13 protein-coding genes are annotated in these 11,811 nt (G+C 57.9%); 9 read left to right on the forward strand and 4 right to left on the reverse strand.

The window, feature by feature from the left end; all coding sequences use genetic code 11:
• From VAE48_RS00895 to VAE48_RS00920, 6 genes are all read left to right on the forward strand, one after another.
• The coding region (locus VAE48_RS00895) for a BMC domain-containing protein (protein WP_322791425.1) at positions 1 to 184 on the forward strand (184 nt) is incomplete at its 5' end.
• A gap of 139 nt (positions 185 to 323) precedes the next feature.
• Positions 324 to 953 (forward strand): cupin domain-containing protein, encoded by a 630-nt coding sequence (locus tag VAE48_RS00900; RefSeq protein WP_322791426.1) that lies wholly within the window; start codon positions 324 to 326, stop codon positions 951 to 953.
• 18 nt (positions 954 to 971) lie between these two features.
• Positions 972 to 1,763, forward strand: coding sequence for a hypothetical protein (locus tag VAE48_RS00905; protein WP_322791427.1), 792 nt, complete (start codon positions 972 to 974; stop codon positions 1,761 to 1,763).
• Between the two features lie 6 nt (positions 1,764 to 1,769).
• Positions 1,770 to 2,591: an ethanolamine utilization protein EutJ gene (gene eutJ / locus VAE48_RS00910; protein ID WP_322791428.1), complete on the forward strand. Its 822-nt coding sequence runs from the start codon at positions 1,770 to 1,772 to the stop codon at positions 2,589 to 2,591.
• A 12-nt stretch (positions 2,592 to 2,603) separates the two neighbouring features.
• The gene (locus tag VAE48_RS00915) at positions 2,604 to 3,227 is read left to right on the forward strand and encodes a hypothetical protein (RefSeq protein WP_322791429.1); all 624 of its coding nucleotides are present in this window, start codon (positions 2,604 to 2,606) and stop codon (positions 3,225 to 3,227) included.
• A 13-nt stretch (positions 3,228 to 3,240) separates the two neighbouring features.
• Positions 3,241 to 3,540 carry a hypothetical protein gene (locus VAE48_RS00920; RefSeq protein WP_322791430.1) on the forward strand — a complete coding sequence of 100 codons (300 nt, stop codon included), beginning with the start codon at positions 3,241 to 3,243 and terminating at the stop codon, positions 3,538 to 3,540.
• A gap of 1 nt (position 3,541) precedes the next feature.
• Here VAE48_RS00920 and VAE48_RS00925 read toward each other — a convergent pair whose 3' ends face one another.
• Positions 3,542 to 4,303 (reverse strand): ParA family protein, encoded by a 762-nt coding sequence (locus VAE48_RS00925; RefSeq protein WP_322791431.1) that lies wholly within the window; start codon positions 4,301 to 4,303, stop codon positions 3,542 to 3,544.
• A gap of 300 nt (positions 4,304 to 4,603) precedes the next feature.
• On the opposite strand from VAE48_RS00925, the gene VAE48_RS00930 reads away from it, so the two are divergent.
• The 3 genes from VAE48_RS00930 to VAE48_RS00940 all read left to right on the forward strand — a co-directional run bounded on the left by VAE48_RS00930 (position 4,604) and on the right by VAE48_RS00940 (position 7,357).
• Entirely contained in the window at positions 4,604 to 4,783 is a 180-nt protein-coding gene (locus VAE48_RS00930) for a hypothetical protein (protein WP_322791432.1), read from the forward strand.
• A 260-nt stretch (positions 4,784 to 5,043) separates the two neighbouring features.
• Entirely contained in the window at positions 5,044 to 6,096 is a 1,053-nt protein-coding gene (locus VAE48_RS00935; RefSeq protein ID WP_322791433.1) for a hypothetical protein, read from the forward strand.
• A gap of 40 nt (positions 6,097 to 6,136) precedes the next feature.
• Positions 6,137 to 7,357: a YhfC family glutamic-type intramembrane protease gene (locus tag VAE48_RS00940; RefSeq protein ID WP_322791434.1), complete on the forward strand. Its 1,221-nt coding sequence runs from the start codon at positions 6,137 to 6,139 to the stop codon at positions 7,355 to 7,357.
• Positions 7,358 to 7,367: 10 nt separating this feature from the next.
• On the opposite strand, the gene VAE48_RS00945 is transcribed toward VAE48_RS00940, so the two are convergent.
• The 3 genes from VAE48_RS00945 to VAE48_RS00955 form a co-directional block, all read right to left on the reverse strand.
• Positions 7,368 to 9,446, reverse strand: a complete 2,079-nt coding sequence (locus VAE48_RS00945) for a hypothetical protein (RefSeq protein WP_322791435.1) — start codon at positions 9,444 to 9,446, stop codon at positions 7,368 to 7,370.
• Positions 9,447 to 9,461: 15 nt separating this feature from the next.
• Entirely contained in the window at positions 9,462 to 10,934 is a 1,473-nt protein-coding gene (locus tag VAE48_RS00950; RefSeq protein ID WP_322791436.1) for an MFS transporter, read from the reverse strand.
• A gap of 75 nt (positions 10,935 to 11,009) precedes the next feature.
• A partial coding sequence (locus VAE48_RS00955) for a Gfo/Idh/MocA family oxidoreductase (protein WP_322791437.1) occupies positions 11,010 to 11,811 on the reverse strand: 802 nt, incomplete at its 5' end.

Consider the following 11,811-nt stretch of genomic DNA (forward strand, 5'->3'; position numbering starts at 1 on the left):
CGGCAAAGAATACATCGGCGGCGGGTATGTGACCGTCATGGTGCGCGGCGATGTCGGCGCGGTCAAAGCCGCCACTGATGCCGGCGCAGCCGCTGCCCAGCGGGTTGGCGAACTGGTCAGTGTGCATGTCATCCCGCGCCCGCACAGCGATGTGGAGATGATTCTGCCCAAAGCCTCTGAATAATTTGTACCGGTCACCCCGGTTGGGGCGGGGAAGTTGAACCGGACGGTTGGACTTCCCCGCCCGCAAAGCCTGCCTGAACCCTGCCACACCCGCCCATCTCAGGCGGGTATGAGGCAAGTCATAAGGAGACGAGGCAACCATGCCCAAAAAATGTTACACTGCGCAGGATGTTAAGAACCTGGCGGATCAAAGGGTGTTTGAACTGCGCCTGCAAAAGGGCGATCTGATCACTCCGCTGGCACGCGATCAGGCACGCGAATCGGGTGTGTGCATCATCGAGCCGGAAGCCGCTCCCCCGCCGCCGCAAACCATGACGGTTATCCCCTCCCAACCGGCTGCCGGCGGACTGGAAGCGCAGGTGCGCCAGATTGTGGCGAAACTGCTGGAACAGGAAGCCGCCCCGGCCGCTTCCCCGGCCCGTTCGGTGGTGCATGTGGATGGACGCGGTCTGACCATGCCGCCCTTCCCCTTTGAAATCCACCGCCCCGAAATGGATGTACGTCTGGAGGATGTCATCACCGCCCAGCACGGCTGCCCCATGGCGGCCGGTTTCATGAGCATGCACAAGGGCAGCTTCCCGTGGACGCTGACCTACGACGAAATTGAGTTCGTCATCGAGGGCGAATTGCACATCACCACCGATAAAGGCACCGTGGTCGGCAAACCGGGCGATGTGATTTACATTCCCAAGGGAACCAAAATCTCCTTCGGCACACCGCAGTGGGCAAAATTCCTGTATGTCACCCACCCGGCTGAGTGGGCCGGCTGAGCAGAAAGGCGGTCTTGCATGCCAATCGTAACCGAAGCACAACTGCGTAATCAGATCCGGCAGCCTCAAAAGGGCATGAGCGTGCGCCTGCCGGCCGATGCCCGGCTTTCGCCTTCCGCCCAGGACTTTTTGAAAGAGTGGAACATGGAGGTGATCATCGAAGGCGCGCCTTCCACCCCGGCCGCCGCCGGTGAACCTGCTCCCAAACCCGGCTGGGACAAACCCGGCGAGTTTCCGGTGGTGCTGAGCGGGGAACTGCCGCGCTGCAGCACCTGCGGCATGCCGGTCAAACCCAAGCCGGAGCACATGACCCAGCTGGACAGCGCTCATTTTGCCCCCAAAACTCACCCGCGCATCCGCTTCCGCGGTAAGATGGACTCCCTGCACGGTTTGTTTTTGCTGGTCGGTGCGCAGGCGCGCAAAGCCGGGCAGCCCAGACTGCCCGAACTGCTGGATACCCTGGCAGCTTACTGCCGCGAAATTTCCAGCGCCGAGTACAATCAGCGGGCTGTTGCCCCCCTGCAGCTGGACGGCAAAAGCGACGATGAGCTGCGCAAAGCCACCCACACCCCCAAAGAAAGCATCGGCATTGATCACATTGTGCCGGGGCCTCAAGACCCCGAACTGCTGCTTTGGCTGAATTACCTGCGCACGCAGGTGCGCGAAGCCGAAATCGCTGCGCTGGATGCGTTTATCTGCCATGAAGGCGATGAGCCGCAAGAGCCGGAACTGGCGCGCGCCGTCAACCGGTTGAGCAATGCCGTTTATTATCTGGAACTGATGCTGAAAGCCGGAAAACTGAGCAAGTAAGAGCGCATGAATCCAAACCTGCATCTCATTCTCGAAGAAGCCGATCAGGCCATTCAGCGCCGCTCGATCAACGGTTACCGCGGGCGGGTGCGCTGCGGCGTGGATTTGGGCACCGCCTATGTCAGCCTGTTTGTGCTGACCGAGGACAACCAGCCGCTGGTCGGTACGTATACCTATGCCGAAATCGTGCGCGACGGTCTGGTGGTGGATTTTGGCGGCGCGGTTGACCTGGTGCGCAAGATGAAAGCCGAGATCGAAGAACGGCTGGGTTTTGAACTGCACTCGGCCGCAACCGCCTACCCGCCCGGCGTGCCGCTGACCGAAGTGCGCGCCACCCGTTACGTGCTGGAAGCAGCCGGTTTGAACTGCTCGGCGCTGGTGGACGAACCCACCGCCGCCAACGCTGTGCTGGAAGTGGACAACGGCGCGGTGGTGGATATTGGCGGCGGTACAACCGGCATCGCCGTAGTCCAGGACGGCAGGGTCATCTACACGGCGGATGAAGCCACCGGCGGCACGCACTTCACGCTGGTCATTTCCGGCGCGCTCAAAATTCCCTTTGCCGAAGCCGAAGCCCGCAAGATCAACCCCGCCGAACACCCGCGCCTGTTCACCCTTGTCCGCCCGGTCATGGAAAAGGTGGGCAGCATCATTCTCAATCACATCCAGCCTTTTGATGTGGAGTGCATCTATCTGGTGGGCGGCACCAGCGCCTTTAGCGGAATTGAGCGGGTGATTGAGAGTGTAACGGGAATTAAAACAATTGTGCCCGGCAACCCGCTGTTTGTTACCCCGCTTGGCATTGCCATGAACGATCAACTTTCTTGACAAGGAGCACCTATGGCTGATCAATTTGAACTTCGCGCTTACTGCTATCTCGACCGCATGCAGCCCCAATACGCCGCCTTTGTCGGCACCATCACGCAGGGCGACCTGCCCATCGAGGGCATGGCCAGCCTGTATGTGGAAATGGCGCCGGGCAACTGGGTCTTTCGGGTGGTGGATATTGCCGTCAAAGCCACCGATGTCAAGCCGGGTGCTCAAATTGTCGAACGCGAATTTGGCATGTTTGAAATCCACTCGCTCTCTCAGGAGGATGTCATTCAGGCCGGCCAGGTGGTACTGAGTCAGCTGGGCCTGAAGATTACCGACCGCAAGAAACCCGAAATTGCCTCCCTGCAGGTGATTACCAACGTGAACCCGTATCAAGCGCAGCTGCTGAACCGCTTTGCGCGCGGCATGATGCTGGTGCCCGGCCAGACCATGCTGGTGCTGGAATGCGCCCCGGCAGCCTACATCAACTTAGCCGCCAACGAAGCCGAAAAAGCCGCACCGGTCAACCTGATGCACATCAGTTCGGTGGGACGGTTTGGGCGTTTGTGGATGGCCGGCACCGAAGCCGATATTCTGGCAGCCCGCGATGCTGCCGTCACGGCTTTGAGTCAGATTGAGGGAGTTCCCTAGAAAGTGAGGCCAAATGGCGAAAAAATTTTTAACCGCCAGGGATATTGACTACCACGCCGATCAGGGCGTGACCGAGATTCACGTGGGTGATGATCTGGTCGTGACCGATTTAGGGCAGGAACGCGCCCGCGAAAGAGGGGTACGCCTGATTCGCCTGCCGGCTGGCGAAAAATCCCCCGATCACCCGGCCTGTGAAGAAACACCCCCCTCCGCCGAGGTGATTCAGCAGGTTCGCTCGGCGGTGATTGCCCGGCTGGGCGGCACGCCCGAAGGATTGGATCAGATCATCCAGAAAATTCTCAACGGCAAATAACTCAGGCCGGCAGCCGGCCGTTGCGCAGCCAGAAATCAATTTTGGTCGTTAAATCCTGCATTTGAGGCAGCAGCCGGCCGCTGGCAAGCGGCTTGCCCTCGCCCACCGTTCGGGCAACTTCCACACTTCTGCCGATCACCGCCAGCACCGGCAGCCCGCTGTTGCGAAATTCTTCCAGCATTTGCTGGTGCAGTTTCAAACGCTGATCATACTGACAGACCACCAGCCCCAGGATCTCCAGACTGGGGTTTAATTCATTGCGCACCGCGTTCAGGCTTTCCAGAAAGATGCCCACCCCGCGCCGGTCGACCGGTGTGGGTAAGGTGGGGATGAGAATGCCATCGGCGGCGTTCAGCGCGTTTTCCACCAGCAGGCCCAGCGAAGGACCGCAGTCAATGATGACCGCGTCGTAGCCTTCCAACCCATTGAGGGCTTTTTTGAGGATGTTCTCGCGTCCCAGGCGGGTGATCAGCCCGATTTCGGAAATGGACAGCGAAAGACCGCCCGGCGCGAGGTCGAGATTTGGTTTGAGCGGGCGGATAATGTCCGCCATCGAAAGCGTGCCCGGCAGCGAACCGCCGATCACCTCGGCAATGCACTGCCCGCTGCTTTCTCCCACGGTTGCCAGCGTCAGGCTGGCTTGTGGATCGAGATCAATCAGCAGCACCTCGCGCCCGGCTTCGGCCAGCCCGGCAGCCAGGTTGATGGACAGCGTGGTCTTGCCCACGCCCCCTTTTTGATTGGCAACGGCTATGATTTTCATGGGTTGCACTGGAAGAGAAATTGATATGTGGAAATGGATTTTGCGATGAGTTAAGTTTACAGGCTTTTCAGGAATAGCGGGGAAAAATCAGGGTGAATTTATGGTAGGACTTTCCCATTTTCCCAAAACTACATGTCAAACCACATGATCATGTAGTCCTTTTTGGGGTTGAAATGGCGTATACTGACTGTATGGATATCAAACCGGGAATTGGCGCGGGGAATCAGGTAGCCTTTTGAATGCCGCCGCCCTGCCGGCTTTTATACTCCTCACACCCGCATGGAAAGGAATGTGAATCATATGGACAACCCTAACCTTCAACCCACCCCAAACCGCCGCAAGGCTGTTGCCCCCAGCCTGGCAGTCGGCGTGACCCTCGGCCTGGTACTGGGGGCTGCACTGGGCAACATTGCCCTGGGTCTGGCAGCCGGCATCGTGATGGGTGGTGCAGTAGCGGTTTGGAAAATCAGGGCATCTTGACGGCCGTTCTTGTTTTCTACTTCGCCCTCACCAGTGAGCTTGCCCTGATGGCCTCCAGCCTGAAGACCCAATTACTCCACCCTAAACTCAGGGCAATGGTGCACCTCCTTACAGCGGTTTTGTTTACCGGGCTGGTGTGGTTTTCGGTGATCCCATGGAGTTTTCGATGGTATGGCCTTACAATTTTTCTGGCGCTTCAGGCTGTGGGCGGATTGTGGACCTTGGTCCGATCGGCAATGGAGGAAGGTTCAGTCTCGAAGATGAACATTCTCCTGCGCTCAACCATCTCCTTACTGCTGACCTTCTGCGCAATTTCACCTGCGCTCATCTTTCCGACCTACCAGCCGGTTGCTCCTACCGGTAACTACACCGTTGCAACAGCAAGATACACTTACACCGATGAGCATCGCATGGAGCAATTTGCCGCAAACGGACTGCCCCGCAAAGTCACTTGCTCCTGCTGGTATCCGGAAAACACCCCACGAGGCGCGACCTTCCCGCTGATTATTTTTTCACACGGCGGGCTGGGACTGGAAACCAGCAACGAATCGCTCTTCCTTGAGCTGGCCAGCCACGGCTATGTGGTCTGCTCTATCGGTCACCCCTTTCACGCATTTTGGACGAAGTCCACCGATGGGCATACAACCTTTGTGAGCATGGCATACTTCGGCGAACTCCAGATGGAAGATGCGAGGCGCGATCCACATCAAAGCTTTCGGTTGTATCAGCGTTGGCTGGCTACACGCACGGGAGACATCAATCTTGTGCTGGACACCATTTTACAAAATGCCGCTGAAGGTATTGAAGGCATCTATCCCCTTGTGGATACAACCCGAATTGGCATGATGGGGCATTCGTTGGGCGGTTCAGCCGCCCTGGCATTGCCGCGGCAACGCGAGGATATAGATGCCGTGCTTGCCCTGGAATCCCCCTTTCTTTTCGACATCCTTGCGGTGAAAAATGATTCTTTTATCTTTACCGAACAGCCTTATCCCGTACCGGTCTTGAACATCTATTCCGATGGCGCATGGGATCATCTCTCTGAATGGCCGCAATATGAAAAAAATTTTGCTCTGCTTTCTGACACGCCACAAACTGCCTATAACCTGCATCTTGCAGGCGCTGGTCACTTTTCGCTAACCGATCTTGCGCTTGCCAGCCCTCTGCTGGTGCGAATGCTGGAGGGCAAACAGCCAGAGCGCTCCAGTGTAGAATATCTGCAGGAACTCAATCGAGTCAGTCTGGAATTTTTCAATCGCTATTTGAAGGATCTGCAACCTGCGTCACCCATTGCATTCAATGCCTACCCGTGAAATGGTTAACGTTCTTCTTCTTTTGAATTCAGGATCCAATATGCAAAACTATACCCCCCATCTCCCAACCCTAAAACTGATTAAACCGGTCTTCGGGCTGTTTGTTCTATCGTTGATTCTGCTGACCGGCTGCACGGCTTCATCCTCGAAAATTCCGATGAACTACCGCTGGGCGAGTGTTCAGGGCAGTCAGATTCAGCAGGCACAACCCGGTGAACAGTTTTATTTTCAAATCTTTGTGGACGAGCCAATGATTGCCGAGGGCGTACCGGTCAAGATTAAGGTCAGCGGCAATGTCAACGAAGGCTCGATCCGGTTTGAGCTGCGCCGTCCAGATGGTCAGCCGGTATGGGATTCGGGCACTATCCGCCGTGGTGATTTTTCAATTCAGACGGAATACGCCCTGCCAGCCGGTCAAACCGGAACCTACACCCTTGGGCTGGTTTACAGTGAAAACACCTCGGCGGTGTATGACCTGAGCTGGCACGCCATTCAGTTGGGACCTGCTGTTCTCATACCGGGGTTGGGCATGATTTTGGTTGGGGTTGTTTTTGTGCTGTTTGCCGCCCGTCGGAAAATTCTGGGCTGGCGCTATTTTTGGCTGGGAGCGCTGTTCTGGGTGTTGACCGTGGCAGTCAAGTTTGCCGTTGCCGTACCACTCAACCCGCTCGTGATTCGCGCACTGGGCGCCGGAAATGACAACCTGTTTTCGCCCGCTAATCTGGCAGTCTATTTCTATATTGGCGCGCTGACCGGCATATTCGAGGCCGGACTGGCATGGCTCATCCTCAGCAGGATACGCTGGGGAAAGGCCAGCTGGAATCAGGCACTGGTATTTGGAATTGGTTTTGGGGTTATTGAAGCCATGCTGCTCGGATTGGCCGGTTTCGGGACTTCACTGATCAGTCTGCTTTCAGCCGAAACGCTTCCGGTAGCCACCCTGGGCAATCTCGCCAACAATGCCACGCTGGTTATGGGGCTTGCTCCCGTTATGGAGCGTTTATCCGTCATTCTCGCCCACATTTTCTCCTGCGTGTTGATTTTTTATGCCATTGCCAGCAGACAAGCCAGATGGGGCTGGCTGGCAATTCTTTACAAGACCCTGCTGGACACACCCGGCGGTTTTGCTGCCTATTGGGGCGCCAACACCGCCGAGAAAATCTGGACATTGGAAGCGGTAATTGCCGTGATCGGTTTGCTCGGATTGTGGGCAACCCTGCAGATTGCGCGGCGTTACCCGATTCAACAACCGGCAGGGTAAGCAGCCGGTTCTACACCTCATCCCCCTCGCGGAGGGCGTTTTCCCAATCCAGCCGCAGGTGAGCGCCGAACGCCTCGACTTCGACCTTTGACCCGCCGAATTCAGCCCGGACGAAGGGATTGTCGCAACGCGGGAAGGCATCCAGTGCTACCTTTTCACCGTCCACCCGCAGGTCGCCTTCCCAGCCGAATTCCATCCGTCCGTTGCCGGGCGAATCAAAAGAAACCTGCAAGCCGTCAAAACGCAGCCCTGCCGAGCCGACGGCGGTGATGAAATCGCCAAACGAGCCGTCTTCTGCCTGCCGGCCTAACTGACACAGCCAGATGTTTTGAGCACCGTCCGCCACAATCTCGCGCCCCTCGTCCTCGCGGCGGGGAAAGCGCAGCGCGTCCTCCGCGCGGTACACCGACCTGCGCTCCAACGGCTGCCCAGCCGTCTGCTCCGACTGCCCGACTTCGCGCCAGCGGTAGGGATTTCGGGAATAGAGAGCAAGATAAGCCGTGCCGCGCCGGGCAAAAATCCATCCGCCCCGCTCCACCACTTCATCGAACCGATCGCGCGGCAGCCAGGCATGGGTGTAAAAATGGCGGATCGGCACATAGACTGCCGGTATTCGGCGCAGGTTGTAAATTACAATCGCCACATTGCGGTATTGAGCAGCGCGGGGGAGCAGTCCGCTGCCCGCCCAGTAATTCGGTGTGGCTCCTTCCAACTTCGCCGGGTGGGTGGTGAAACACACCGCATCCGGGCCAAGGGTCGCCTGCCAGATGTGCTGCTGGTCGCCGCCGTAACCCTTGCGGTAATCCTGCGCGGTGGAAAGCATGTAGTCAGCGGTTTTCCAGGTGTAGATATTGACCTCCTCGCGGGTATTGCGGCAGGCATCCCGTTCGATGGCAGCAGCCAGCACCGGCAGCAAACCCAGCGCCCGCAGCGGTCGGACGAAGGGACGAAACGGTGAGAAGGGACGCAGAAAATCATTTTCCCACCAGTTGCACTGGTCGAACATACGCAGGGTCTGGTTGATGGTTCGCGGGTGGACGTAGGCTTCCAGGGTCAGGCAGTGCATTCCATCTTCAAAATTATCCGGCCTCAATCCCCACTTTTCCATCTCGGCCAGCCGAATCCCCATCCGCTGCCGGTTAAGCATCCCCTCCGGCGGGTCAAATTGGGCAATTCTCTCGATCACCTTCGGCAGGCGGTAGCGGCTGAGGGCAAACGCCGCGGCGCTCATGTTATCGTAAGCGGAGAAAATGCCCATGCCAAACAACAGTTTGGTGGTGTCGGTCGTGCCTTCCTGTGCCGCCCATTTTTTGGTATTTTCGTATGCCCGGCCGTGGGTCGAACCGAATACACCATGATACGAATTCAAAGCCATGTCCAGCAGCAAAAGGTCAATCCCCATGGCGGCGCGGCGGCGCAGTTCATCATCGGCGGCAAAATCCACCAGCGAGAGCAGCGCGGTTAAATCCTCGTCGTAATAGACGTGCGAAAGCCACTCGCTGAAGCCGGTGCGGAAGCGCAGTTCCAGCCAGCGCAAAATGCGCGCCCGGTTAAGGGTCATCTTGTGCTGACCGCTCTCGCCGCTGTTGGTGAACACCTCATCGGGATACAACTGACCGGCAAGGTAGGCCGCCGAGGTGTACAGGATGTAGTGGTTTTCCGTCCAGGTACACAGCGAATCCACGCCCGGCTCGTTGGGAAAATACTTGAAACCCAGCACAACCTGACGGGCGCGCTCGCGCAGCGCCGGGCTGACACACTCTGGAAACTGGTACAACAGGCGTAAAATGCTGTGCAGCACAAAATCGGCGCAATCGCGCCGCGCGGCAATGAAATCCAGCGCCGCCTGAATCACCCCCTCGTGCGGTTTTTGACCCGCCGCGCAGCGAATCAGTTCGTTCCAGACCGGTTTGGTGTTTGCCGGGGCCGGGTTGCGCAGCACGTGTTGAATGTATGCCTGTTTGCGTTCCTCAAAAGTCGGCATAAAGGGCTGTTCCGCGAAGAAATCCGCTACTGGGACAGTCGGATATCCCTCGGGTGGTTTTTGGGAAGCGCGAATCTGATAGTCGCGCTGGGTATGAACGGTCATGACTGTTCTCCGTATTCAACCAAGCAAGGTTTTCACCAATACCTGCTTTTCCCCTTCGTCCACCGGCAGACCGGCGCGCTGACGGGCGAGCAGGGCATTCAAACGCTGGTGCAGGGCCGGCGTCAGCGGGAAACGCAAGGCAAACACCAACGCCAGGGCAAGCAAAACCAGCGGCAGCAGCATGAAAATCAGGCGCAATGCCAGCAGAAAGGTGGGGCTTTGCGGCTGTTCAATCAGGCGCATTCCGCCGTTCAGCGATTCCTGAATCGGTGGGATATAACCCGCCCATTCCAGCACCTGCGAAACGGCAAAAATCGCCAGAGCCGAGCTGAGCTTGCGGATGAAAGTCACCAGCGCCGAATAAATCGCTTCCCGCCGCTGACCGCTGCCCAATTCGTCCACATCGGGAATATCCGGGAAGATGGCGTAAATCATCACCACAATTCCGCCGGTGCCCAGCCCCACAAAAGCGGCAAAGACATACACCCACCCACGCGCCGATTGCGGCCCAATCAGCCAGCTGAACAGCATCGTCACCGCCCAAAGGATCAGCCCGATGATGTAGCCCCGCACTTTGCCCAACTTTCGGCTCAGCCGGACATAAAACGGCAGTGAAATGACCTGTGCAATCAGCAGGGTGCCGTTGACAAAGCTGACCTCTCCGCTGCGCTGCAAATAATACTTGATGAAATACGCCACAATCGTGCTGACCGTATCAATGGCAACAAAGGCAAACAGGTACATTGCCAGCGTGTACACGAAGGTACGGTTTTGAAAGGGAGTGAGGAAAGCCTCCCGCCAGTTGAACGGACGCGGCGGTTTCTGAAACTCCGGGCGCTCGCGCACGGCCATGACCGTGGCAATGAAAGGCAGCGCAAAGAATAAACCAAAGCCGGCCGCCATGACGATATAGCCGGTGCGCACATCCGCAAAGGCCTCGACAATTTCCAGCGGCAGCAGGGCCGCCAGTATGGACGCTACGGTGGAAAAGAAGATGCGAATCGAACTCAGGCGCGAACGTTCATGGTAATCCAGTGTGATTTCCGAATGCAGGGCATTGTAGTTGAGCATGACGATGCTGACCACCGTGGAAAAGAACAGGTAACTCAGCACCACGGCGGTAAAACGGGCGGATTCCGATTCCATGCTGTACGGATAAAACAACGCAAAAAACGACAGAAAGATGAGGGGAATGCCGATCAGCAAATAGGGACGCCGCCGCCCCAGAAAGGTGCGTGTGCGGTCACAAAGGATGCCCTCAAATGGGTCGGTGATGCTGTCATAAATCTTGCTGATCAGGATGACCGTCCCCGCCAGAGAAGGCGATATGCGCACCACATCGGTCAGGAAGATCAGGTAATAAAAACTGATGATGACGCCCGAACCGCCGCCGAAAATATCCCCCACACCGTAACCGATCCGCGTCCACAGGCTGAGCGGTTTTTCGGTTGGGGTCGTTGTGTTGGAGTGTTGATCGGTTGATGCCATGCCGCTGGTTGAACCACCTTTCTCTGGAAAATAGATTATTTTCTCACTCCGCCCGGCGGAGTGGAGCCCGCCCAGTTATCTGGCTATGCGTATTTTTTCGACCGATTCGCGCCGCCCGCTTTGGGCGGAGCGGTACACCGCCTCCACTGCTGCCAGCACCGCTAAAGCCTCCTCAGCCGGAATCAAATACGGCTGGTCATCCAGCACCCAGTTGACAAAACCGCGCAGGCTGCGCTGCAAGGCGTGCAGCCCGGCCACCGGCAGAGGATGGCGGCCCAGGTGCACCCCGCGAACATGCAGACGGGGCAGCGGTAAGTCGGTATACACGGCCTGCCCGCGCTCGCCGTACACCTCAATCCGCACCGCTTCTTCCACCGCCGCCGCCATGGTCGAGGTCAGGCTGACCAGTGTGCCGCCTTCGGTCTGCAGGATGGCCTCAGCCAGCGTTTCCACCTCCACATCGAAGCGCGGCGTTGCCGTCCAGCCGGCTGCCTCCTGCGCTTCTTCTCCCAGCGCCCACAGCGCCAGATCCAAAAAATGGCTGGCCTGAGTGATTAACGTCCCGCCGCCAGCCTGATCCAGCCGGTTGTGCCAGGCCGCCGAGCGAAAGTAGCTCTCATCCCGCCGCCAGGCCACGTTGATGCGGATGCTGAAAACCCGCCCCAGCTCACCCGCGCGCACCGCTTGCGCCAGCCGGTAAGCAGCCGCATCATACCGGTACTGGTAATTGACCCCAACTTTCGCATTCTGCCCCGCCAGCCAGTTGACCAGCGCAACCCCTTCGCTCAACGTGCGGGTAAGCGGTTTTTCCACCAGCACGGCTTTGCCCGCCTCCACCGCCCGGCGAATCATCCCTGCGTGCAGGTGATGCGGCAGC

The sequence above is a fragment of the Bellilinea sp. genome (genome assembly GCF_034432615.1).
In the GTDB taxonomy this organism is placed as follows: domain Bacteria; phylum Chloroflexota; class Anaerolineae; order Anaerolineales; family Anaerolineaceae; genus Bellilinea.